This is a genomic window from Tardiphaga sp. P9-11, assembly GCF_008329525.1.
Classification (GTDB): Bacteria; Pseudomonadota; Alphaproteobacteria; order Rhizobiales; family Xanthobacteraceae; genus Tardiphaga.
This window is the reverse complement of the sequence record NZ_NPKQ01000005.1, coordinates 14,278-36,293: the sequence shown is the minus strand read 5'-3', so window position 1 is coordinate 36,293 and position 22,016 is coordinate 14,278. Positions and strand designations below refer to the sequence as shown.

The following is a 22,016-nucleotide window of genomic DNA, read 5'->3' as shown; positions in this document are numbered from 1 at the left end:
TAGATATCAGAAACGGCCATGACCACCGTCAAAAGCAAACCGCAGGGTAGCACCTCCCGATTGGCCGAAGTCGCCCGTCTGGCCTCGGTTTCGCCGGCGACGGTGTCGCGCGCCTTCAACACGCCCGACCTGCTTAACGCCGATACGTTACGGCGGGTGACGGAAGCCGCGACGCAGCTGAACTACACTCCGGACGGCCTCGCCCGTTCGCTTCGCCGCAACCGCAGCATGGTGATCGGCGCCGTCATGCCGGCGCTGCGTCACGCTTATTTCGCCAGCACCGTCGAAGGACTACAGTCGGAAATAGCCAAGCGCGGTTACACGCTGCTGCTTGCGATCTCGGATTTCGACGAGGCGACGGAGCTGGCTGCGGTACGCTCGATGATCCGCCAGGGCGTCGATGGTTTCGTGCTGGTCGGCATGCGGCACGATGCGGCGCTACTGCCGCTGTTACGCGATCTCGGCAAGCCATTCGTCATCACCTGGTCCTATAACGAGACGGTCGCTTCGGTCGGTTTCGATCACCGCAAGGCGATCCAGCCGGTGGTCAATCATCTGCTCGACCTTGGCCATCGTGACATGGTCGCGACGATGGCCTTCCTGAATGTCAGCGATCGCGAACGCGACCGACTGGCAGGTATCGAGGATGCGTTCGCGCAGCGCGGCCTGCCGTTTCCCGCGGAGCGCGTGATCTATGCCGGCAACAGCGGCCTGCAGGACGGCCGTAACGCCTTCCGCACCGCGTTGGCGCGTTTTCCCGATGTTACGGCCGTCATCTGCGCCAACGACCTACTGGCTGCCGGCACCATGATGGAATGCGCAGCGCGCGGCCTCTCGGTGCCGCGCGACATTTCCGTGGTCGGTTATGGCGATCTCGATATTGCGGCAGCGATGAATCCGGCCATCACGACCGTGCGCACGCCGGCCCACGAGATGGGACGTCTCGCGGCCAGCACCCTGCTGACGACACTCGCGGGGGAGGACGGCCTCAAACATATCGAACTCACGACCGAACTGATCGTGCGCGGCAGCACCGGCCCGGCAAAATCAACCGGACCAAAACGAAACTGACTTGGAGACAGCGATGAACGTCGAGTCCGTGCAGCAGACAGCAGCGCCCTATTTGAGCAAAATCTACGATGTCAGTCTGACAGAAGACGTCACCTACGGCATCGGCGGCGTCGGTTACGTTGCCGGTTGCGGGTCGGCACGATATCGCGACCTCAAGCTCGATGTCTATCAACCGGTCGACGATCGCAACGAGGCTCGACCCGCGCTTATCCTTGCATTTGGTGGCGCGTTTCATCGCGGCTCCAAGGGCGTCGAGGTGTTCGAAGGCGAGAATCCGAGCACGGCGATGGCGGAGTACTGCCGCGAATTCGCCCGCCGCGGCTACGTCTGCTTCTCGATCGACTATCGCCTGATGCAGGAAGCTCCGGATCCCGGCGTAACGCCGTTCTTGCTGCCCGGCCAGCCGCAAAACCGCGACCGCATCGACTTCGTGCGCAGCATTCTCGGCATGCCGCCCAGCACGTTCGAGATGATGAACGACACGCTGGAAGCCGCCACCGATGATATGACCAAGGCCGTCAATTTCGTGCGCAGCCAATCTGGACGGTTTGGCGTCGATGTCTCGCGAATCGTGATCGGCGGCTTCTCCGCCGGCGCAGCTCTCGCGCTGAATTCGGGCTTTGCCGAACATGCGCCTGTTGCTGCCGTGATCGCCCTGTCGGGCCGGATCGCCGGAATGACGATGCAGGCGCATCTGAAGCCGCGCGCAAACCTGCCTGCCGCACTGGTCTCCTATGGCGACAACGATCTTCCGGTCATTCTCGGCGGCATCGAGGAGATGCACGCTCACTTCGACAAGGTCGGCGTCGCCAACCGATTCATCCGCGTCCCTAATGCCAATCACTTCTACTTACGCAGCGCTGTAGCTGCGGTCGCCGATGGTCGCACGACAACGTTGGAAGATCTGATCGCCGATTTCCTGTATGACGAGCTCGCGCTCGCATCGCTCGCTGAAGCTGCCGCTTAACGCTCACGACCGAAATTTGAAAACAATGGATCACGTTACAGTAACGACGCTGGAAGATTTCGCCGCCGCCTGGAACAGGCACGACATCGATGCACTGATGTCGTTCATGACCGACGACTGCGTGTTCGAGTCCAATGCCGGACCAGATGTGGTCGGCACCTGCTTTCGCGGTCGCGACGACGTTCGCCGCGGCTTCATGTACGCGTGGCAGCTTTACCCGGATGCAAGCTGGAATGACGCGCGCCACTTTGTCAGCGGCGACCGAGGCGCGTCAGACTGGATCTTCAAGGGGACAGACAGGGACGGGAAGACGATCGAAGTCGCCGGCTGTGACCTGTTTCGGTTTCGCGGCGACAAGATCGCGTTGAAGAACTCGTTCCGGAAGCAGCGCCTGTAAGCTCGACCGCCTCCGGACCAGGCACGACAGATCCGCTGCCGGCCCCTCATGGTGAGAAAGCATTCTTCAGCGCCGCCTCGAACCATGAGGCCGAGGGGTTGGAGCCTGTAGCCATCCTTCGGGACGCGCGAAGAGCGCACTCCTCCCGGTGAGGACAGAGCTAGAGTTCTAGCAACCCCGCATCCCCATCCTGATCCGCAAAGGCCAGCAGCGTCCCCTTGGCGTTCCAGCCGAGCGCCGTCACCGGCTGGCCCTTGTTGGCGCGCACCAGAATCTCCGCGCCATCGGTCATCCGCACCATCAGGATAGTGCCATCGCTGTAGCCGGCGGCGAGAATGTCCTGCTTGGGATGGCAAGCGACCATGGTGACCTTGGCCTTGAGCGGCGCCAGCATCGCCGGCTCCTTGCCCATCGGGCCGTCCTTGCTGGCGAACGGCCAGATGATGACCGTATCGGCGCCCGAGGTCGCGAGGCCCTTGCCGCCGGCGCTCCACGAGATCGAGCGCACGCGCGCGGGATAGCCGGTCATGCGCATGTGCTTGCCGTCGACGAGACGCCAGCCATGCAGCGCGGGCTCGTGCATCGCGGTGACCAGAAACTTGTTGTCCGGACTGAACGTCACGCCGAGATGTGAGCCGGCCCATTCCAGCACTTCGGCATTGCCGGCCATGTTGGGAAACCACAGCGTCACGCCGTTGTAGTGGGCGATTGCGAGCCGCAGACCCTTGGGGGCGAAAGCGAGGCCGCCAACGGTGGACGGCACCTCGAAGCTCTTCACCTCACCCTTTGGCGCCTGCACGAAGGCCGTCTTGCCTGCCGACCACGCCACTGCGCCGTCGGGATGTAGCGCAACACTGTCGATCCAGCGCCGTTTGGCATCGGTCGCGAAGGTCGAGACGGCACCGTCGCGATCGAGCACGACGACCTTGCCGTCGTCACAGCCCATCACGATGCGCTTGCCATCCGAGGTCGAGCACAGGATGCCGCCGAACGCGACCTCGACCGGCGACATCGCGCCTGCCGGATCGACCAGCGTGACTTTCTCCTCGACGCCGACGAAGGCCGCCTTGTCGCCGAGAAAATGCACCGATGTGACCGACGCACCGATGGCTACCGGCAGCACGCGGTCGGTGACCGAGACGATGGATTCCTGCTCCTGCAGCGGATTGAAATCGGACATCAGGATGGAATGACGTTTTCGAAGCCGTCGCGGATCAGCTGCTCGGGCAGATCGCGACCAATGAAGACGAGGCGGCTTTCGCGCTTCTCGCCGTCCTTCCATGGCCGCTGGTGATCGCCTTCCAGCATCATGTGGACGCCCTGGAACACATAGCGGTCGTCATCGCCGGAGAAGGACAGGATGCCCTTGGAGCGCAGGATCTTGCCGCCCTCCTTGGCCATCAGGTCCTGCAGCCACGGCATGAAGGTCGAGGCATCGAGCGCCTTGTCGGTGCGCAGCGACATCGAATGCATGTCCTCGTCGTGATAGTGCTTCAGCCCGCCGTGACCGTGGTCATGATCGTGGTGATGATGATGGCCGTGATCGTGGTCATGGCCGTGATGATCATGACCGTCATCCGCATTGAGGAATTCCGGCTCGATCTCCAGAATGCGATCGAGATCGAAGGCGCCACGCTCCAGCACGTCGGACAGCTTCACCTGCGCGCGTTCGGTCTTGTGCAGCTTGGCGTAGGGATTGATCGCGCGGATGCGCGCCTCGACTTCGGCCAGTTCGGCCTTCGAGACCAGATCGATCTTGTTGAGCACGATGACATCGGCAAAGGCGATCTGGTTCTTGGCTTCCGGCGCATCCTTGAGGCGGTCGCTCAGCCACTTGGCGTCGGCAACGGTCACCACCGCATCGAGCCGCGCATGGGCCTGCACGTCCTCGTCGACGAAGAAGGTTTGCGCGACAGGCGCCGGATCGGCGAGCCCCGTGGTCTCGACGATGATGGCGTCGAACTTGCCCTTGCGCTTCATGAGACCGTCGAGAATGCGCACGAGGTCGCCGCGCACGGTGCAGCAGACGCAGCCGTTGTTCATCTCGAACACTTCTTCGTCCGCACCGATGATGAGATCGTTGTCGATGCCGATCTCGCCGAATTCGTTGACGATCACGGCGTATTTCTTGCCGTGTTTTTCCGACAGGATGCGGTTCAGCAGCGTGGTCTTGCCGGCGCCGAGATAGCCGGTCAGCACGGTCACGGGAATTTTGTTGGCAGTCGCTTCAGACATGATCACTCCGGCGGGGTCTTGGGCAGCGCCGGCAGCAGGGGTGCCCCTGCGCTAACTGGTCAGCGCGCTCGTCAGCGCCTTTATATTGTGCCTGACCATATCAATGTAAGTGGGTGCATCGCCGTTTTCGGGTGTCAGGCTGTCGGAATACAGCGTTCCGCCGATTTTTGCCCCGGTCTCGGCGGCAATCCGGCGCATCAGCCGGGGATCGGCGATGTTTTCCAGAAAAACCGCTGGAATTTTCGAGATCTTGAGCTGGGTGATGATGACCGCGATATCCTTCGCGCTGGGCTCTGAATCCGTCGAAACGCCCTGCGGCGCAATAAATTCGATCCCATAGGCAGCCGCGAAATAGCCGAAGGCGTCATGGGTCGAGATCACCTTGCGGTGTGCCGCGGGAATGGTGGCGATGGCCGCCTTCACATCGCTGTCGAGGGCCGCCAGCTTCGCGAGATAGGCCTCGGCATTCGCCTTGTAGATGTCGGCACCGGCCGGATCGGCCTTGGCCAGCGCATCGCGAATGTTTGCGACGTAGACCTTGGCATTGGCCAGCGATTGCCAGGCGTGGGGATCTTCATGGGAGTCGAGCTTGCGCGGTGCAATGCCCTGGGTTGCGGTGACGATGACAGCCTTGCCGCCGGATGATTTCACCAGCCGCGGCAACCAGCCCTCGAAGCCGAGACCATTGACGACAACGAGCTTCGCATCGGCGATCTTTTTAGCGTCACGCGGTGTCGGTGTGTAGACATGCGCATCGCCATTCGGGCCGACCAGGGTCGTGACAGCTATCCGCTCGCCGCCGACATTGCGCACGAGGTCACCCAGGATGGAGAAACTCGCGACGACATCGACCTTGTCCTGTGCATGCGCCGGAAGGATCGCAGTGATCAGTGAAGTCACGGCGCAAAGGAGCAAAACGCAAGATTTCCGCATGACTGACACACCTACGCCTCAAGATGCCGGCCGGGAAACAACTGCCTCACCAAGCCACTGACATTGCCGAACAAAACCGAAAATACATACAGCACCGCAGCGACCAGGATGATCGCCGGGCCGGATGGCACCTTGGTCTGGAACGACAGCACCAGACCGAAGTAACCGGAGACCATCGCGCTCGCGACAGAGATCATCATCATCCCCGTGATATCGCGCGACCAGAACCGCGCGATGCCCGCCGGCAGGATCATCAGCCCCACCGCGAGCAGCGTGCCAAGCGCGTGAAAGCCGTTGACGAGATTGACGACGACGAGCGCGAGAAACGCCAGATGCGCGGGTGCACCGGCGCGCGACACCGTCCGCAAGAAGACCGGATCGACGCATTCGATCACCAGCGGCCGATAGATCACCGCCATCACCACCAGCGTGATCGTCGCGTTGAACGCGATCACCAACAGCGTCTGGTCGTCGAGCGCGAGAATATTGCCGAACAGCACATGCAGCAGATCGATATTGGTGCCGCGCATCGAGACGATGGTGACGCCGACTGCCAGCGAGACAAGATAGAAGGCAGCAAGCGACGCATCTTCCTTGATAACTGTGACGCGCGAGACGAGGCCCGCCAGCAGTGCGACCGAAAAGCCTGCAATCAGGCCACCAAACGTCATCGCAAACAGGTTGAGCCCCGAGAACAGGAAGCCGATCGCAGCGCCCGGCAGGATCGCATGCGCCATGGCATCGCCGACAAGGCTCATCCGCCGCAGCATCAGGAACACGCCGATCGGCGCGCCGCCCAGCGCCAGCGCCACCACGCCGGCCAATGCACGGCGCATGAATTCGAATTCGAGAAAAGGTGCGATCAGCGCATCGTAAAGCATGTCGATCAGGCCGCCCGCGACTGCGTGGCATCGACGACGCAGGTGCCGGCGCCATCGTCAAAGGCCTCGCACATGCGCCGTGCTTCGAGCAGATTATCTGATGTCAGCACCTGCTGGGTTGGCCCCCAGGCCACAGAGCCGCGGGCGAGCAGCAGCGCCTCCGGGAAATGCGCGCGCACCATCTCCATATCGTGCAGCGCCGCCAACACCGTGCGCTTCTCGGCATGCCAGTGACGAACCAGCGCGATCAGATCCGCCGACGTCTTGGTGTCAATCGCATTGAACGGCTCGTCGAGCACGATCACACGCGCATCCTGCAGCAGGACGCGCGCGAATAGCATGCGCTGCATCTGGCCGCCGGACAGCGTGCCGATATTGCGATTCTCGAATCCATTGAGGCCGACCGCAGCGAGCGCCTGTCCGATCTGCGCGCGCGCCTTCTTGCCAAGGCCGCCGAAGATGCCCGTCGTGCGCCAAAGCCCGGTGCCGACGAAATCGAACACCGAAATGGGGAATGTACGGTCGATATCGACGCTCTGCGGCAGGTAGGCGATATCGCGCGGCTTGAGCCCGCCAAGCGCGATCGCCCCCGTCAGCGGCTTCAGAATGCCAACGATGCCGCGAAACAGCGTCGACTTGCCGGCGCCATTCGGCCCGACTACCGCCAGCAAGCTGCCCGCCGCGATCTCGCCATTGAGGTGATGCACGGCCGGATGCCGGTCATAACCCAGCGTGACATCGCGAAATGACAGCTGCGCGCTCATGACGGCCTCATAGCCAGCAGAACCACCGCCCAGAGCGCTGCAGAGACCGCCAGCGCGGCGCCAAGCCGTGCCGGCAATGTCATGCGCAGGATCGACCACGGCGCTGGCTGGGCCGGATGCGGGCTTGTCGGCCCATGGGTGTGAACGTGGCTGTGGGTGTGATCGTGCGCGTGACCATGAGAGTGGTCATGATCGTGGGAATGGGAATGCGCCATGAATTCGGGGCCTGGCCAATGAAGATCCGGCGCCAAAACGCCTCATATCCATTTATGTTATATTATAACATTCTGCAAGCCCGGGAGGAACTCAGGCGAAGTGGCGCACCAGCGCAAGACCGGCAAAAAGCCCGGCAATCGACAGCACCACCGACCCCAGCACATAGGCCAGAGCGAGACCCAGTTCGCCGCGCTCATAGAGCAATGCCGTATCCAGTGAAAAGGCCGAAAAGGTCGTGTAGCCGCCGAGAATGCCGGTCATCAGGAACAGGCGCCAGGGCTGCGACGCCTCGCCCTTGAACGCGAGATAGCCGGCAATCAGGCCCATCACCGTAGAGCCGGTGACGTTGATAATGAAGGTACCCCATGGGAACGCCGTTCCCATGCAGCGGGCACAGGTCATGTTGATGACATAGCGCAAGGTGGCGCCAAGGCCGCCGCCGAGAAAAACCAGAACATAATTCATCGAACACCCACTGCGCTTGGTAGCTCACGTCATTTCGTTCTGCCGCAGCGCGTCTGCGGCGGCAAGTCGCAGCAGGCCGACCAAGACACGAAAACGTCACGACAACGAAAAAGGGCGGCAGCTTGCGCCACCGCCCTTCCCGCGCGCCATGAAGCGCAGATCGAATGCGATCAGACAGCCTTGCCGAACTGCTCGTCGACATATTCCCAGTTCACGAGGTGATCGACAAACGCCTTGAGATAGTCGGGGCGACGGTTGCGATAGTCGATGTAGTAGGAGTGCTCCCAGACGTCGACGCCGAGGATCGGGGTCGCGCCATGGACCAGCGGGCTTTCGCCATTCGCGGTCTTGGAAATCTCCAGCTTGCCGTTCTTGACCGAGAGCCAGGCCCAGCCGGAGCCGAACTGGCCGACGCCTGCCGCTGCGAAGTCGGTCTTGAACTTCTCGAGACCGCCGAGATCCTCGGTGATCTTCTTCTCCAGACGTCCCGGAAGCTTGGAGCCGCCGCCATTCGGCTTCATCCAGTTCCAGAAGTGGAGATGGTTGTAGTGCTGGCCGGCATTGTTGAAGAGCGCGGCATTCTTGCCGAACGAGCCCTTCACGATTTCTTCAAGCGATTTGCCTTCGAATTCGGTGCCCTTCAGCAGGTTGTTGCCGTTGGTCACGTAAGCCTGATGGTGCTTATCGTGATGGAATTCCAGCGTTTCCTTCGACATATGCGGCGCGAGCGCGTCATAGGCGTAAGGTAGGTTGGGAAGCGTGAAGGTCATGGGTCCAGATCCGCAATAATGGGAGAGTTGGCTTAACGGGGACCCTTATAGAAGGTTCCGTCCGGCTCCGACACTCCCATCTTCGCGATCCCGATCGCTTCTCTTTGCAATCCCGATCGCTGCGCGATCAGGCCGCACTTGGCATGGCGGCGGGGACGGCATCGCGTCGCACCGGCGGCTTCACATTCATCAGCATCTGGAAGCAGCCAGCGATCATCCCGATCACCACGGCGAACTGCCAGGCGCGGTCGTAATTGCCGAGATGCGCGAAGATCATGCCACCGCCCCAGGCGCCGAGGAAAGATCCTGCCTGATGGCTGAGAAAGGCGATGCCGGTGAGCGTTGCCATAAAGCGCAGGCCGAACAGTTGTGCGACGAGGCCGTTCACCAGCGGCACCACGCCAAGCCATAGCGAGCCCAGCACGGCCGCGAAAATCATGGTCGTGGTCGGCGTTGCCGGAAAATAGAAATAGGTGGCGAGCGCCAGCGAGCGAACGATGTAAATTCCGCCGAGCAAAATCTGCTTCGGATAACGGCCACCGAGCCAGCCAAAGGCGTAGGAGCCGAACACGTTGAACAAGCCGACCAGCGCCAGCGCAGTGGCGCCGAGCGACGCGTCGAGCCCGCAGATGGCCAGATAATTTGGCAGATGCGTGGTGATGAAGACGAGCTGCAGACCGCAAACGAAGAACGACAGCGCCAGTACGATATAGCCGGAATGGCCGAGAGCGGATTGCACCACTTCGCCCAGCGACTGCTGCGGCTCGTCGCTCGGAGCGCGTTCGAGCTTGTCGGATTGGCCGGCAAACAGCGCGGCAGGGATCATGACAGCGGCAAGACCCAAGAAGCCGATCAACGCGACCTGCCAGCCGGCGGTCGAGATCAGCGTCTGCGCCAGGGGCGACGCGATCACGAGGCCAAGCGACCCGGCGGCCGAAACCGCTCCCATGGTGACGCTGCGCTTGGCGGCGGACACGCTGCGCGAGGCCACCGTCATGGTCATGCTCGAGGCCGTGCAGGACAGCGCGAGGCCGACGCAAAGGCCGGCGCCAAGGGTGAACACCAGCGGCGTGGTCGCGAACATCATGAAGACGAGACCGGCCGCATAGATCAAAACGCCTGACATCATCACGTGGCGAGTACCGAAACGATCGGCGATGGCGCCAATGAAGGGCTGCGAGATGCCCCAGATGACGTTCTGCAGAGCCGTGGCCAATGAGAAGTCCGCGGTCGTGATAGCAGTGTCACGCAGGATCGAGGGCTGAAACAGCCCGAAGCTCTGGCGCATGCCCATGGCCAGGCTGAGCAGCGTCGCCGCGCCGGCCAAAATCGCCCAACGCTGGTATTTGGTAAGCTCCGCCTCGGTCATTCCAGCATTTCCCCAATTCCTAGAATATTATTCTGAGATAAGCATGGGATTCGACAGGTTTACTACCCTCGGACCGACCTATAAGGGCTGCACAAAGCGCAGAGGTGGCGACCGAAATGAGCATCGAAATCGAGATCGTGACCGGCGACGCCTCATGGCCGAGCGTCAAGCCGCTGTTCGACCTGGTCTGGCCGCCGGAGGTCATCGACAAGCTGGCCTGGCGTCACACAGTCTTCGCCTACCCGGAATTGCGCGTCATCGTGGAGGACGACGGGCAGCCGGTCTGCCATGTCGGCCTGTATCGGCGCGAAGGCATGTGGAAGGGCCGCGCGACACGGATTGGCGGCGTCGGCGGCGTCATCACCCACCCTGACTATCGCAAGCGTGGCCTCGCCAGTGTAGCCCTGACCGCAGCATTGCATACGCTGAAGGATGAACGCGCCACAGATTTTGCGCTGCTGTTCTGCGAGCCGCACAATCTGGACTTCTACACCCGCCGCAACTGGAAGCCGTTCATCGGTGAGGTCTATGCCGAACAGCATGGTGAGCGGGTGCGCTTCGATGTCATGACCCCGTTGGTCTCCTACCTGAAGCGCGCGCCGCATGAAGGCGAGATGGACCTATGCGGATTGCCATGGTGAACAGCACCGGTGGACCTTGGCAAACTGCGTCAAATTGAATCGATCATATTCATTTGAGACGCTGGATAAACCCAACGCATCGCCGCGGCATTGCACAAATCCCATTTCTTGTTATGCAGACCGCCTGATCCGAGGAGACACGCATGGCCGCCAGATTCACTGTTATGATCGCATTGCTGGGTGCGGTGTTTGCAGGTTCTGCTGCGCAAGCCCAATCAGGTGGCGAAGCAACAGGCGTCTGGCAGACCCAGGCCGGCGATGCGCAAGTGCGCGTCAGCAAATGCGGCACCATCCTGTGCGGCACCATCGTCTCGCTGCGTGACAAGATCGACCCGCAGACCGGCAAGCCGGCGATCGACGACAAGAATCCCGATCCCGCGCTGGCCAAGCGCTCGATGATCGGCGTTCACCTGTTCTACGACATGCGCCCCACCGGAGCGAACACATGGTCGGGCCGGATCTACAATGCCGATGACGGGAAGATCTATACCAGCAATGTCGCGCTGACCGGCCCTAACACGCTGAAGGTCGAGGGCTGCGTCGGCGCGTTCTGCGGCGGCGAAAACTGGACCCGCGTCGGCCGGTAACCCAGTTCGCTTCTCTCAGACTGACATGGCTTTCAACGCGGTGGCCGCCGAGGCATAACCACCGCGCGCGCCGTCGATGAAATGGACGTGATCGCTGCGAATGGCTGACGGTGTGAAGCACGTCATCATCGCCGCATCCTGCCGGTGCAGACCATAGCGCACCGTTCCTTCCGAAGCCGCCGCAACAAGGCGTTGCTCCAGCGCGTGTTCGAGATCGGGTGTGCAGTCCAGGATCATGCGCAGGCTGTCGTCGTATTTGCGGAAATCCGAGTTCTCGACCAACTGCTGCACATAGGTCTTCGGCACAAAGCCGCCCACGCTGATACCAAAACGCATCAACACAAAAACAAACAGCGTTCGCGTCGTCACCCAGATACGAAAGCGCGACAGCGATTTCGCGCCGCGGCCGGCCCGGATTTCATAGCCGAGCCCCGCGGGCGGCCATGTCATCGCAGGACCGCCGGCAGGCACGGGCCGCGCCGCATTTGGACTGCGTTCGACCAGCGCGATAATGTCTTCGATGACGCGACGAAAAGCGGATGTGTCGGCGCCCGCTGCAGCCGTCACCAGCACCGACAGGATCAAACCGCGCGCCGATGGGATTTCCTCGAAGCGACATGAGAGCCCGGAGAGATCGGGATAGGTCCCGACGGGCGCTGGCGCCACAACGAATTCGCCGCGCTTCATCGCAGCTTCCGCCCAGCCCAACCCACCACCGGAAAACATCGCATAGGACACGTTCTTCGACGGACCGAAGCGCGCCACGCGCACATCCAGACCCTGCGCGCGGATATCCCTGATAGGCACCAGGGCCACGCGCATCACGAGATCAAGATCGTGCTTGACCCATGTCGCGGTCGCCGCCAACGCTTCGCATGCGCGTTCGCGATCATCCGGCGGGACTGCGAAACTGGCGCCATCGCCGCCGAACACGAAGGGAAATTCACGACCGTCCAATGCATTGGTCACGGCAGCGATGACGGCGGCGCCGGCCATGTTGACGGCCTTGTAGCGCTGTTCGGCGATCGCCTTGGTGGATTCGACGATATCGGCGACACCGATGATCCAGTCATCCGGCAAAGCCGCGTAGAGCGCCGGGTCCATCACCCGGTCGAAGCCGTAAAATATTGAAATGCCGCTATAAAACGCACTGGCACCGGTTGTCATGATGCGAAAATGATCCTGCGGCAGCGTTGCGTCAACCCAATGACGCCCCTGAGCCCGGACTCATAGCATGCAATTTCGATGGACGCGCGATATCAGCAATCCAAAGTCGTCTGTCGCTCCCACTCCGTGAGCTGGCGGCAGTGCTCGTTCCAGTCGCCATGCTTGAGCTTGAGATAGGACGACACGACCACCTCGCCGAGCTGCGTCTTCAGCACCTCGGACGCCTCAAGCGCACGCAGCGCATCGAGCAGATTCAGCGGTAGTTGCTTCACCTTCGTGGTCGCATCGCGCTCGGTATACATGTTGATGTCGAGCCGCGGACCGGGGTCGCGGCTATTGGCCATGCCGTCAAGCCCGGCGGCCAGCAGAGCGGCTGGCAACAGATACGGATTCACCGCACCGTCGGGCAAGCGGAATTCAAAACGGCCGGCATCGGGAATGCGGATCATATGGGTGCGGTTGTTGCCGCCATGGGTCACCGTATTCGGCGACCAGGTGGCGCCGGAGAGCGTGCGCGGCGCATTGATGCGCTTGTAGGAATTCACCGTGGGATTGGTGATGGCGCAGACCGCCTCGGCCGAATGCACGAGGCCGCCGATGAAGTGATAGGCGGCCTTGGACAGACCGAGTTCGCCGGCCTCGTCCTCGAACACATTCGAGCCGTCCTTGATCGACCATAGCGATGCATGGACGTGGCAGCCGTTGCCGGTGAGATTGGCGAAGGGCTTCGGCATGAAGGTCGCCTTGTAACCGTGCTTCTCGGCGATCGACTTCACCATGAACTTGAAGAAGGCGTGACGATCGGCGGTCTTCAGCGCCGTATCGAACTCCCAGTTCATCTCGAACTGGCCGTTGGCGTCTTCGTGATCGTTTTGATACGGCTTCCAGCCGAGCGTAATCATCGCATCGCAGATTTCGGCGACGATTTCGTAGCGGCGCATCAGCGCCTGCTGGTCGTAACACGGCTTCGCTTGCTGATCGGCTGGATCGGAAATCGCAGTGCCGTCCGGCGAAATCAAAAAGTACTCGCATTCGACGCCGGTCTTGAGTTCAACGCCCTGTTCGGCGGCCTTGGCAATCAGGCCTTTCAGCACCTGGCGTGGATTCTGCGCGACCGGCTTGCCGCCCATATAGAGATCGCCGGTGACCCACGCGACGCCGGGCTTCCATGGCAGCAGCGTCAGCGTGTCCATGTCCGGCATAACAAGCACATCGGGATCGGCCGGCGTCATATCGAACCAGGCTGCAAATCCCGCAAAACCCGCACCGGCCTTTGCCACGCCGTCCATCGCCGTCGCCGGCACCAGCTTGGCGCGCATGCCGCCGAACAGGTCGACGAAGGCGATGAGGAAGTATTTGAGGTCGTGTTGTTTGGCTAGTTCGGTCCAGGTCGTCATTGACATCTCCGAAAGTAAACCAGCCATTACGGCCTGTTAGATATTGCTGCCGGGAATCCAGTTCGTTCCGGCGAGAGGGACCCTCGCCATGGCCGCCGACTCCATTGTCAGCGCCACCAGATCTTCCGGTTCGAGATTGTGGACATGGCTCTTGCCGCAGGCACGCGCGATGGTCTGCGCTTCCAGCGTCATCACCGACAGGTAGTTCGCCAGCTTGCGGCCCGCGATCACCGGATCGAGCCGCGCAGCAAGCACCGGATCCTGCGTGGTGATGCCTGCGGGATCGCGGCCTTCGTGCCAGTCGTCATAGGCGCCGGCGGTGGTGCCGAGCTTCTGGTACTCCGCTTCCAGCGCGGGATCGTTATCGCCGAGCGCGATCAAGGCTGCCGTGCCGATCGCGACAGCATCTGCGCCGAGCGCAAGACACTTGGCCACGTCAGCGCCGTTGCGGATGCCGCCGGAGACGATGAGCTGTACCTTGCGATGCATGCCCAGATCCTGCAGCGCCTTCACCGCGGGCGGAATCGCGCACATGGTGGGCAGGCCGACATTCTCGATGAATACGTCCTGCGTCGCAGCCGTCCCGCCTTGCATGCCATCGAGCACAATGGCATCGGCGCCGGATTTCACGGCAAGCGCGATGTCGTAATACGGGCGTGAGGCACCGACCTTCACATAGATCGGGATCTGCCAGTCGGTGATCTCGCGCAGCTCCTGGATCTTGATTTCGAGATCGTCGGGCCCGGTCCAGTCCGGATGTCGGCACGCCGAGCGCTGGTCGATCCCCACCGGCAAACGGCGCATGCCGGCGACACGCTCGGTGATCTTCTGGCCCAGCAGCATGCCGCCGCCGCCGGGCTTGGCGCCTTGCCCGACCACGACCTCGATCGCATCGGCCTTGCGCAGGTCATCCGGATTCATGCCATAGCGTGATGGCAGCACCTGATAGACCAACAGATCGGAATGACCACGCTCTTCCGGCGTCATGCCGCCGTCGCCCGTCGTCGTCGACGTGCCCACCGAGGACGCCCCGCGGCCGAGGGCTTCCTTGGCCGGGCCGGACAGCGCACCGAAGCTCATGCCGGCGATAGTGATCGGAATCTTCAGATGGATCGGCTTCTTGGCGAAGCGCGCACCGATCACGACATCGGTGGCGCATTTCTCGCGGTAGCCTTCGAGTGGATAGCGGCTGATCGAGGCGCCGAGAAACAGCAGATCGTCGAAATGCGGCAGCTTACGCTTGGCGCCGGCGCCGCGAATGTCATAGATGCCCGTCGCGGCGGCGCGGCGGATTTCCGCGATCGCAGCGTCATCGAAGGTCGCCGACTTGCGCGGCGGCGTGTGGATCCAGCGGTCTTGCGCGCTCATCAGTATGATCCGACGTTGTCGATGTGGAAGTGATAGAGTTTGCGCGCTGAACCATAGCGCTTGAACTCATCGGGGCTGACACCTTCGACGCCCGCATCATCCAGCAGCTTTTTCAGCTCAACCTTGTGTTCGTCCTTGAGCGGCTTCTCGATGCAATCGGCGCCGAGGCTCGTGACCGTGCCGCGCACAAAGAGCTGCGCTTCATAGATGGAGTCGCCGAGCGCCTCGCCGGCATCGCCGAGCACCACGAGCTTGCCGGCCTGCGCCATAAAGGCGGAGAGATGGCCGACTGAGCCCTTCACGACGATATCGATGCCCTTCATGGAGATGCCGCAACGCGCGGACGCATTGCCGTCGATCACCAGCAGACCGCCATTGCCTGACGCGCCCGCCGCCTGCGACGCATCGCCAGTGACATGCACACGGCCCGACATCATATTCTCCGCAACGCCCTGCCCGGCATTGCCGCGCACGGTGACGCGCGCCTGCTTGTTCATGCCTGCGCAGTAATAGCCGACGTGACCGTCGATCTCGATCTCCACGGGAAAGTCGAGACCCACCGCGATATTATGCTGGCCACGCGGGTTGCTGACGGTCCAGTGCGTCTCGTTGGTATTCGGCGTGAGCTTGTGGAGCGCGCTATTGAGCTCACGCAACGGCGATGATGCAATATCGACTGTGGGCATCAGTGTCGCTCCCACAGATAGACGCGGGCCGGCTCCGGCTCCCAGACTTTTGCGCTATCGATGCCCGGCAGATCCACCAGCGCACGATATTCGGTACCGAACGCAACCCAGCGATCAGTCTCGGCCATCACGGCCGGCTTGCAGGCGATGGGATCGCGCAGCACGCCGAACCCGGTCTCGGTGCCGATAACGAATGTGTAGAAGCCGTCCAGCGCGGACAGCGACGATGTCATCGCATCCTGCAGCGACGCACCCGCGGCCATCTGCGACGAGATATAGCCGGCGGCGACTTCGGAATCGTTTTCGGTCCGGAACGTCATGCCCTGGCGGATCAGCTCGCGGCGCACATCATTGTGGTTCGACAGCGAGCCGTTATGCACCAGGCACTGGTCGGTGCCGGTCGTGAAAGGATGCGCACCGTTGGTCGTCACGGCTGACTCGGTTGCCATCCGTGTGTGACCGACTGCGTGGGTGCCGGTCATCGTGTTCAGGCCGAAACGCTTCGCCACATCGGCAGGCAGGCCGACTTCCTTGAACACGGCCATGCGCTTGCCGCGCGCGACCATATCGACGTCTTTCATGCCGACGAGCGCAGACGCGACGGCAGCCTCGCGATCGGTGGAAATGCTGATGACGGCGTGGGTGTCGTGTACCTGATAGGAAATCGGCGCGCCGGCGACTTTGCCCAGCGATGCCATCAGTTCAGCGAAATCGAATGACGGCGCAGCGCGCAGCGTCAGCTTGATCTGGCCGTTATCTCTATCGCCATAGACCGCGAAGCCTGCAGAGTCGGGACCGCGATCGCTCAGCGCTTCCAGCATGCCGGACAGCAGCCCGCCCAATTCGGGGGCCAACTTTTGATCTTTCAGGAACAGACCTGCAATGCCGCACATGAGGAACATCTCACTCGTTGAATGCGCGTGGACCTTGCCCGAAACAAAACCGCCATGTCAACCATAGAGAAAATAGTTTTCTTGACAGGAAATATCGCTATTGTCGGGAAATCACCGCACGCAGGAAACGCCACCGTGAAAGCGAAACCGAAGAAGACCAAATCATCACCACCCGCGCGACCGAAGCCGGAGGAGCTGCGCACCGGCTCCAACGCGCCGCTGGAAGTCGGCGGCTCGCTGGAATCCAAGATCGGCAATGAAGTGCGGCAGCTGCGCAAGGAGCTGGAGCTGACGGTGGCCGAGCTCAGCACATCGGCGGGCATCTCCACGGGCATGCTGTCGAAGATCGAGACCGGCAGCATCTCCGCATCGCTGGGCACGCTGAATGCACTGTCAAAAGCGCTGAACGTGCCAATCTCCAGATTCTTTCGCGAGACAGAGGAAGAGCGCGATTGCTCCTTCGTCAAGGCGGGCGCGGGCGTCAAAATCGAGCGGCGCGGCACCAAGTCCGGGCACAATTATCAGCTGCTCGGGCAATCGGTTCACGGCGAGCTCGCCGTCGAGCCCTATTTGATTACGCTCAACGAAGACGCCGAGGCCTATACCAACTTCCGCCATGCCGGCGTCGAGATGATCTACATGCTGTCAGGCAAGGTGCGCTATCGTCATGCCGACCAGAGCTATCTGATGGAGCCCGGCGATACACTGTTCTTCGATGCCGCCGCGCGGCACGGACCGGAAGAACTGGTGAAAGCACCGATGACGTATCTGTCGGTGATCATTTATCCGCGACGGAGCTAGGTCTCACTTCGCCTTGCTCTTCCCCGACATCCGGTCCTGAGACGGCGCCACATCGAAGGCCCGCCGATATATCCGCGCGAAATGGCTGGCGCTGGCGAAGCCGCATTCGGCTGACACCTCGACCACCGGCATACTGGTCTGCTGCAACAGCGCGCGGGCCTTGGCGAGACGCAGGGTCAGGTAATGCTGCTCGATGGTCACGCCGAGATGCGCGGTGAACAACCGCTCGAGTTGCCGCACAGACACACCGGCCGCCTTTGCGAGTTCGTCGCGCGGCGCGGGGCTGGCCAGCCGCCGCTCCATCACGGTGATCGCCGAAAGCACGGCGCGATTGCTGGTACCGAGACGCTCGCGCAATGAAATGCGCTGGCTGTCATCGCCGAGCCGCACGGCGGTCTGCAAGAACCAGTCGCTGACCTTCGCCGCCAGCGCCTGGCCGTGGTCCCGGCGGATGATCGCATGCATCATGTCGAGCGCGGCGACACCGCCGGCGCAGGTTAGCCTGTTGCCGTCGATCTCGAACAAGGTCCGCGTCGGCTCGATGTCGGGAAAGGCTTCGATGAACGCATCGAGATGCTCCCAATGGATCGTGCAGCGAACATCGTTGAGAATGCCGGCTCTCGCGAGAATGAAGGGCCCACCGGAGACGCCGCCAATGGCGCAGCCCGAGCGCGCCAAACGACGCAGCCACGCGAGCGTCCTGGTGTCAGTGAATGTCGCAGGATTGCCACCGGCACAGACCAGCACGGTGTCGTAACGCACGCTGTCCGCAATGGTGTGATCGGACGACACCGACAATCCGTTGGAGGCGAGGATCGCATCAGCGCCGGTGGAGATCTGCAGCCATTGGTACAGTTTCTTGCCGGCCAGCACATTGGCCGCGCGCAGCGGCTCTATCGCCGACGCAAACGACATCAGCGCGAAACCGTCGATCAGGAGAAAGCCGACGCGGTGGGGCTGGGCCATAGATTTGAAGACTCAGTTTCCACGCCGGTTCAGGTCATGCGTGTCGCAGCGTTATGCCCACTCGCCCTTGCGGAACACCGGCACGCGGCGGCCATCACTATGCACGCCATCGATATCGATCTCGCCTGAGCCGATCATCCAGTCGATATGGATGAAGCTCTTGTTGCCGCCCTGCGCCGCAATCTGCTCGGGCGTCAGGTCGCTGCCATTGACGAAGCACTTCGAATAGCACTGGCCGAGCGCGATATGGCAGGCGGCGTTCTCGTCGAACAGCGTGTTGTAGAACAGGAGACCGCTGGCCGAGATCGGCGACGAATGCGGCACCAGCGCCACTTCGCCGAGCCGGCGCGAGCCCTCATCGGTGTCGAGCACCTTGTTCAGCACTTCCTCGCCGCGCGACGCCTTGGCCTCGACGATCCGGCCGTCCTCGAAACGCACCGCGATATCGTCGATCAGCGTGCCCTGATAGGACAGCGGCTTGGTCGAGCGGACATGGCCATTCACCCGCGCTGCATGCGGCGTGGTGAAGACTTCCTCGGTCGGAATATTGGCATTGCAGATGATGCCGTTCTTGGCGGTGGAGGCGCCGCCTTCCCATTCATGTCCATCGGCAAGGCCGACCACGAGATCGGTACCCGGTCCGGTGAAATGCAGTGCGTGGAAGCGCTGGGCGTTCAGCCATTCGGTGCGGCTGCGCAAAGCAGCATTGTGCTTCGCCCAGGCGGCGATGGGATCGGCATTGTCGACGCGCGACGCTGCAAAGATCGCGTCCGCAAGCTTCTGCACGGCGACATCATCCTCATCGCCGGGAAACACCTGCTTGGCCCATGAGAGCGTGGGATAGGCGATGATATTCCAGTTGATGTCGAAGCCGGCAATCTTCTGCAGCGCAGGCTGATAAGCGATGGAATTGGCCTTGCTCGCGCGCGACACCTTGGCCGGATCTTCGTTGGACAGCAGCATCGGATTATCGCCGACGATGGCGAGGCGTGCGGTGTTGTTGCCGAGCGCCTTGGCCATGCCCTCATAGAGCCAGCCGGCGGCGCGGTCGAACGACAGATCATGGCCGTAGCGATAGCGCGCCAGCGTCATCTCTTCATCGGAGAAGAACGGCGTCACCAGGCCTGCGCCGGCTTTGTAGGCGTGTTCGGCGATCTTGCGCACCAGCGGCAACGCTGCGGCCGGGCCGGTCAGCAGCAAATCCTGTCCCGGCGCCAGTTGCAGCCCGACTTTCACGGCGACTTCGGCCAGACGGTCGAGCTTCACGGAATCGATGGGGGCGGAGATATTGCGGTGGTGAACGGTCATGCAGAGGCCCTGGCTAGTGTGGAAGTGGCTGATCCGAATGTAGGCGCAGATGCGCCTTGCCGCCAGCCGGTCCGCCGCAAGGCTTGCCGAGCGCCTATGACGACGCGGGCTGCGGGACGAGGGCCTGGTAATGGGCCAGCGCGTAAAGCCTGATCGCCGAGGAGAGGTTATTCTGCTGGCGGTTCTTGTCGATCTCGCCGACGAGCTGCGACATCGTGATCCGGCGCATGCCGGCGATCTCTTTCAGCGCCGTCCAGAATGCCTCTTCGAGGCTGACGCTCGTCTTGTGTCCGGCGACGACGATCGATCGCTTTACGACGGGTGATTTCACCGCGCCCTCTCCATCTTATTTCCGCCCAGTAGTCGTCTTGCTTTCAGGACAGCTTATACGGATTGGAACCGGCGGCAACAGATCAGATGATGCGACCTTAGACGACTACGCATCGCGCAACCTGGTAGCAGAAACACAACCTCTGCGATACAATCGCCACCTTGTTTTCGCGACGCACATTGAGCAGAAGCAAGATAGCGCACGACTCCGGATCAAGATTTCCCGACCGCCTCGATGAACTCGATCACGCTCACAGTCCCCGATACCCAGTATGCCGCCGATCAGATCGATCGCTGGGCCATGGAGCATGCGGTGTTTGCGCTGCTGATGGAACAATCCGACAGCACCAATTCTGCGCTGCGGCAGTTTGCAGCGATCAACCGCGCGCATGGCCAGAGCGACATCGCCATCGACGCGCTGCTGGCTGCGCTTGCACTGATGCCGGCCGATATTGTCGCCTGGCGTGACCTTGCGACGGACTACCAACTCAGCGGCCGCGACGAACTGGCGGAAACATGTGCACTGCGCGCACTTGCTATCGATCCGGATCACGCCGCGACACGGCTGCAATATGCGAGTCTTGCCTACCGGCTGCAGCGCATCGACGATGCGGAAACGGCCTATCTGCAGGTTTTGTCCCGCGATCCCGCGCTCGGCGACGCGCATCTCGGCCTGGGCGTGCTGTATCTCGGCTCCCGCCGTCCCGAACAGGCCATCGCCCATCTGCAACACGCGCTGTCCTGGGGCGGCCTCGACGCGGTCACGCATCTCTGCCTCGGACAGGCGTTCTACATGGCCGGCCGTTTCGGCGAGAGCGCCGATGCCTTGGCAGCGGCAAACGGCTTTGTGCCGCTGGAAGGCGTGACGCTGCGTCTCTACGCCCGTGCACGGACCTTTGCCGCGATGCTGGACGGCGACATTCGAGGCGCCATCGCCCGCTACCCGACGCTTGCAGGACAAGAGAGCGAGTCCCTGGACGAGGTCTTGCGCACCGCATTCGCGTTATTCAGCGCCTATGGCATGCACGATGCCGCAGCCACTGTCGGGCGCCTGCGGCTGGAAACCCAGCCGGACGATCCTGTCCAGCGCTACTTGCTGGATGCCGTTGGCGGACAGAGTCATGACCGCGCACCGGCGGCCTATGTCGAAGCGCATTTCGACGAATTCGCCGAGGGCTTCGACAGCAAGCTGGTCGATGTTCTCGGCTACAAGGTGCCACAGCAACTCGCCGATATGGTCGCATCCTGCCGGCCGACACTCGCGACCATCCTTGATCTCGGCTGTGGCACCGGGCTCGCAGCCGAGCCGCTCCGACAATTCGCCGCACGACTGACCGGCATCGACCTGTCGGAGAAGATGCTCGCAGTTGCGGCAGGGCGGAATGCCTATCACGACCTCATCAAGGCCGACGTCACGAGCTATCTCGCGGACAGCCCACGCAGCTTCGATCTCGTCTTCGCCGCCGATCTTCTGATCTATCTCGGCCGGCTGGACGAGCTCTTTGAGCTGATCGCTCGGGTGCTGCCCGCGGGTGGTCTTTTCGCCGCGAGCATCGAGCGCGTAGAAAACGGCGACTTCGCGTTACTCACGTCGGGCCGGTTCGCGCATAGCGAGACATATTTCGAGGCCTGCGCCGCAAAAGGCTTCGAAATCGTGAGCAAGAATAATTCAGAGCTACGCCTCGAAGCCGGGCGCCCTGCCCTCGGCACGCTCTACGTGCTGCGTCGCCGTGGCCGGTCGAGCACCGAGAACGGCCAGCGCACCACCACGACAATCCGCCAATAAACCTGCGAGATCTTCGCC

Annotated in this window: 24 protein-coding genes; 7 read left to right on the top strand and 17 right to left on the bottom strand. The window is 62.1% G+C overall.

The genetic code is table 11. The features are described from left to right. Positions 1–18: 18 nt before the first annotated feature. From CIW50_RS17920 to CIW50_RS17910, 3 genes are read left to right on the top strand one after another with little or no spacing between them, the layout of a single operon-like run. On the top strand, positions 19–1,071 hold the full coding sequence (locus CIW50_RS17920; protein WP_149532576.1) for a LacI family DNA-binding transcriptional regulator: 1,053 nt from the start codon (positions 19–21) through the stop codon (positions 1,069–1,071). Positions 1,072–1,084: 13 nt separating this feature from the next. Next, entirely contained in the window at positions 1,085–2,038 is a 954-nt protein-coding gene (locus CIW50_RS17915) for an alpha/beta hydrolase (protein WP_149532575.1), read from the top strand. Between the two features lie 25 nt (positions 2,039–2,063). Continuing rightward, positions 2,064–2,435, top strand: a complete 372-nt coding sequence (locus CIW50_RS17910) for a nuclear transport factor 2 family protein (RefSeq protein WP_149532574.1) — start codon at positions 2,064–2,066, stop codon at positions 2,433–2,435. Positions 2,436–2,595: 160 nt separating this feature from the next. Here CIW50_RS17910 and CIW50_RS17905 read toward each other — a convergent pair whose 3' ends face one another. The 9 genes from CIW50_RS17905 to CIW50_RS17865 all read right to left on the bottom strand — a co-directional run bounded on the left by CIW50_RS17905 (position 2,596) and on the right by CIW50_RS17865 (position 10,068). Beyond that, positions 2,596–3,615: a WD40 repeat domain-containing protein gene (locus CIW50_RS17905; protein WP_172980369.1), complete on the bottom strand. Its 1,020-nt coding sequence runs from the start codon at positions 3,613–3,615 to the stop codon at positions 2,596–2,598. Next, positions 3,615–4,670, bottom strand: a complete 1,056-nt coding sequence (locus CIW50_RS17900) for a CobW family GTP-binding protein (protein ID WP_149532573.1) — start codon at positions 4,668–4,670, stop codon at positions 3,615–3,617. The genes CIW50_RS17905 and CIW50_RS17900 overlap by 1 nt, the downstream gene beginning before the upstream one ends. Before the next feature lie 51 nt (positions 4,671–4,721). Beyond that, positions 4,722–5,603 carry a metal ABC transporter substrate-binding protein gene (locus CIW50_RS17895; RefSeq protein WP_149532572.1) on the bottom strand — a complete coding sequence of 294 codons (882 nt, stop codon included), beginning with the start codon at positions 5,601–5,603 and terminating at the stop codon, positions 4,722–4,724. An 11-nt stretch (positions 5,604–5,614) separates the two neighbouring features. Further along, entirely contained in the window at positions 5,615–6,484 is an 870-nt protein-coding gene (locus CIW50_RS17890) for a metal ABC transporter permease (protein WP_089265777.1), read from the bottom strand. Positions 6,485–6,489: 5 nt separating this feature from the next. Continuing rightward, entirely contained in the window at positions 6,490–7,248 is a 759-nt protein-coding gene (locus CIW50_RS17885) for a metal ABC transporter ATP-binding protein (protein WP_149532571.1), read from the bottom strand. Further along, entirely contained in the window at positions 7,245–7,463 is a 219-nt protein-coding gene (locus tag CIW50_RS29540; RefSeq protein WP_149532570.1) for a hypothetical protein, read from the bottom strand. Before CIW50_RS29540 ends, CIW50_RS17885 begins: the two co-directional genes overlap by 4 nt. Positions 7,464–7,554: 91 nt before the next feature. Next, positions 7,555–7,929 carry a fluoride efflux transporter CrcB gene (crcB, locus tag CIW50_RS17875; protein ID WP_149532569.1) on the bottom strand — a complete coding sequence of 125 codons (375 nt, stop codon included), beginning with the start codon at positions 7,927–7,929 and terminating at the stop codon, positions 7,555–7,557. A 170-nt stretch (positions 7,930–8,099) separates the two neighbouring features. Then, positions 8,100–8,699: a superoxide dismutase gene (locus CIW50_RS17870; protein WP_149532568.1), complete on the bottom strand. Its 600-nt coding sequence runs from the start codon at positions 8,697–8,699 to the stop codon at positions 8,100–8,102. A gap of 127 nt (positions 8,700–8,826) precedes the next feature. Further along, the gene (locus CIW50_RS17865; RefSeq protein WP_149532567.1) at positions 8,827–10,068 is read right to left on the bottom strand and encodes an MFS transporter; all 1,242 of its coding nucleotides are present in this window, start codon (positions 10,066–10,068) and stop codon (positions 8,827–8,829) included. Between the two features lie 116 nt (positions 10,069–10,184). Between CIW50_RS17865 and CIW50_RS17860 the strand changes: the two genes are divergently transcribed. Then, the gene (locus CIW50_RS17860) at positions 10,185–10,709 is read left to right on the top strand and encodes a GNAT family N-acetyltransferase (protein WP_149532566.1); all 525 of its coding nucleotides are present in this window, start codon (positions 10,185–10,187) and stop codon (positions 10,707–10,709) included. A 143-nt stretch (positions 10,710–10,852) separates the two neighbouring features. After that, a complete protein-coding gene (locus CIW50_RS17855) occupies positions 10,853–11,296 on the top strand; it encodes a DUF2147 domain-containing protein (RefSeq protein WP_149532565.1) in 444 nt (147 codons plus the stop codon). A gap of 15 nt (positions 11,297–11,311) precedes the next feature. On the opposite strand, the gene CIW50_RS17850 is transcribed toward CIW50_RS17855, so the two are convergent. From CIW50_RS17850 to CIW50_RS17830, 5 genes are all read right to left on the bottom strand, one after another. Beyond that, positions 11,312–12,463 carry a DUF3095 domain-containing protein gene (locus CIW50_RS17850; protein ID WP_149532564.1) on the bottom strand — a complete coding sequence of 384 codons (1,152 nt, stop codon included), beginning with the start codon at positions 12,461–12,463 and terminating at the stop codon, positions 11,312–11,314. A gap of 92 nt (positions 12,464–12,555) precedes the next feature. Continuing rightward, positions 12,556–13,860, bottom strand: coding sequence for a type III glutamate--ammonia ligase (glnT, locus tag CIW50_RS17845; RefSeq protein WP_149532563.1), 1,305 nt, complete (start codon positions 13,858–13,860; stop codon positions 12,556–12,558). Positions 13,861–13,896: 36 nt separating this feature from the next. Then, entirely contained in the window at positions 13,897–15,228 is a 1,332-nt protein-coding gene (locus tag CIW50_RS17840; protein WP_149532562.1) for an FMN-binding glutamate synthase family protein, read from the bottom strand. Beyond that, a complete protein-coding gene (locus tag CIW50_RS17835; RefSeq protein ID WP_149532561.1) occupies positions 15,228–15,914 on the bottom strand; it encodes a GltB/FmdC/FwdC-like GXGXG domain-containing protein in 687 nt (228 codons plus the stop codon). The genes CIW50_RS17840 and CIW50_RS17835 overlap by 1 nt, the downstream gene beginning before the upstream one ends. Then, on the bottom strand, positions 15,914–16,807 hold the full coding sequence (locus tag CIW50_RS17830) for a class II glutamine amidotransferase (RefSeq protein ID WP_149532560.1): 894 nt from the start codon (positions 16,805–16,807) through the stop codon (positions 15,914–15,916). The genes CIW50_RS17835 and CIW50_RS17830 overlap by 1 nt, the downstream gene beginning before the upstream one ends. Before the next feature lie 135 nt (positions 16,808–16,942). Between CIW50_RS17830 and CIW50_RS17825 the strand changes: the two genes are divergently transcribed. Further along, positions 16,943–17,608 (top strand): helix-turn-helix domain-containing protein, encoded by a 666-nt coding sequence (locus CIW50_RS17825; RefSeq protein ID WP_246664334.1) that lies wholly within the window; start codon positions 16,943–16,945, stop codon positions 17,606–17,608. Between the two features lie 3 nt (positions 17,609–17,611). On the opposite strand, the gene CIW50_RS17820 is transcribed toward CIW50_RS17825, so the two are convergent. From CIW50_RS17820 to CIW50_RS17810, 3 genes are all read right to left on the bottom strand, one after another. Beyond that, positions 17,612–18,574 (bottom strand): GlxA family transcriptional regulator, encoded by a 963-nt coding sequence (locus tag CIW50_RS17820; RefSeq protein WP_149532558.1) that lies wholly within the window; start codon positions 18,572–18,574, stop codon positions 17,612–17,614. A gap of 51 nt (positions 18,575–18,625) precedes the next feature. After that, positions 18,626–19,882: an aminopeptidase gene (locus CIW50_RS17815; RefSeq protein WP_149532557.1), complete on the bottom strand. Its 1,257-nt coding sequence runs from the start codon at positions 19,880–19,882 to the stop codon at positions 18,626–18,628. A 94-nt stretch (positions 19,883–19,976) separates the two neighbouring features. Then, entirely contained in the window at positions 19,977–20,213 is a 237-nt protein-coding gene (locus CIW50_RS17810; RefSeq protein WP_149532556.1) for a ribbon-helix-helix domain-containing protein, read from the bottom strand. Positions 20,214–20,447: 234 nt separating this feature from the next. Here CIW50_RS17810 and CIW50_RS17805 point away from each other — a divergent pair, with 234 nt between their 5' ends. Continuing rightward, positions 20,448–21,998 carry a methyltransferase domain-containing protein gene (locus CIW50_RS17805; protein ID WP_149532555.1) on the top strand — a complete coding sequence of 517 codons (1,551 nt, stop codon included), beginning with the start codon at positions 20,448–20,450 and terminating at the stop codon, positions 21,996–21,998. Positions 21,999–22,016: the final 18 nt, after the last annotated feature.

Excerpts from the sequence above, each read along its gene's own strand:
- CIW50_RS17885 (WP_149532571.1), bottom strand. The coding sequence starts at position 7,248 with ATGAGCGCGCAGCTGTCATTTCGCGATGTCACGCTGGGTTATGACCGG.
- crcB (WP_149532569.1), bottom strand. The coding sequence starts at position 7,929 with ATGAATTATGTTCTGGTTTTTCTCGGCGGCGGCCTTGGCGCCACCTTG.
- CIW50_RS17805 (WP_149532555.1), top strand. The coding sequence starts at position 20,448 with ATGAACTCGATCACGCTCACAGTCCCCGATACCCAGTATGCCGCCGAT.
- CIW50_RS17820 (WP_149532558.1), bottom strand. The coding sequence starts at position 18,574 with ATGGCCCAGCCCCACCGCGTCGGCTTTCTCCTGATCGACGGTTTCGCG.
- CIW50_RS17920 (WP_149532576.1), top strand. The coding sequence starts at position 19 with ATGACCACCGTCAAAAGCAAACCGCAGGGTAGCACCTCCCGATTGGCC.
- CIW50_RS17905 (WP_172980369.1), bottom strand. The coding sequence starts at position 3,615 with ATGTCCGATTTCAATCCGCTGCAGGAGCAGGAATCCATCGTCTCGGTC.
- CIW50_RS17840 (WP_149532562.1), bottom strand. The coding sequence starts at position 15,228 with ATGAGCGCGCAAGACCGCTGGATCCACACGCCGCCGCGCAAGTCGGCG.
- glnT (WP_149532563.1), bottom strand. The coding sequence starts at position 13,860 with ATGACGACCTGGACCGAACTAGCCAAACAACACGACCTCAAATACTTC.
- CIW50_RS17830 (WP_149532560.1), bottom strand. The coding sequence starts at position 16,807 with ATGTGCGGCATTGCAGGTCTGTTCCTGAAAGATCAAAAGTTGGCCCCC.
- CIW50_RS17890 (WP_089265777.1), bottom strand. The coding sequence starts at position 6,484 with ATGCTTTACGATGCGCTGATCGCACCTTTTCTCGAATTCGAATTCATG.
- CIW50_RS17855 (WP_149532565.1), top strand. The coding sequence starts at position 10,853 with ATGGCCGCCAGATTCACTGTTATGATCGCATTGCTGGGTGCGGTGTTT.
- CIW50_RS29540 (WP_149532570.1), bottom strand. The coding sequence starts at position 7,463 with ATGGCGCATTCCCATTCCCACGATCATGACCACTCTCATGGTCACGCG.
- CIW50_RS17865 (WP_149532567.1), bottom strand. The coding sequence starts at position 10,068 with ATGACCGAGGCGGAGCTTACCAAATACCAGCGTTGGGCGATTTTGGCC.
- CIW50_RS17860 (WP_149532566.1), top strand. The coding sequence starts at position 10,185 with ATGAGCATCGAAATCGAGATCGTGACCGGCGACGCCTCATGGCCGAGC.
- CIW50_RS17835 (WP_149532561.1), bottom strand. The coding sequence starts at position 15,914 with ATGCCCACAGTCGATATTGCATCATCGCCGTTGCGTGAGCTCAATAGC.
- CIW50_RS17895 (WP_149532572.1), bottom strand. The coding sequence starts at position 5,603 with ATGCGGAAATCTTGCGTTTTGCTCCTTTGCGCCGTGACTTCACTGATC.
- CIW50_RS17870 (WP_149532568.1), bottom strand. The coding sequence starts at position 8,699 with ATGACCTTCACGCTTCCCAACCTACCTTACGCCTATGACGCGCTCGCG.
- CIW50_RS17910 (WP_149532574.1), top strand. The coding sequence starts at position 2,064 with ATGGATCACGTTACAGTAACGACGCTGGAAGATTTCGCCGCCGCCTGG.
- CIW50_RS17915 (WP_149532575.1), top strand. The coding sequence starts at position 1,085 with ATGAACGTCGAGTCCGTGCAGCAGACAGCAGCGCCCTATTTGAGCAAA.
- CIW50_RS17850 (WP_149532564.1), bottom strand. The coding sequence starts at position 12,463 with ATGACAACCGGTGCCAGTGCGTTTTATAGCGGCATTTCAATATTTTAC.
- CIW50_RS17900 (WP_149532573.1), bottom strand. The coding sequence starts at position 4,670 with ATGTCTGAAGCGACTGCCAACAAAATTCCCGTGACCGTGCTGACCGGC.
- CIW50_RS17815 (WP_149532557.1), bottom strand. The coding sequence starts at position 19,882 with ATGACCGTTCACCACCGCAATATCTCCGCCCCCATCGATTCCGTGAAG.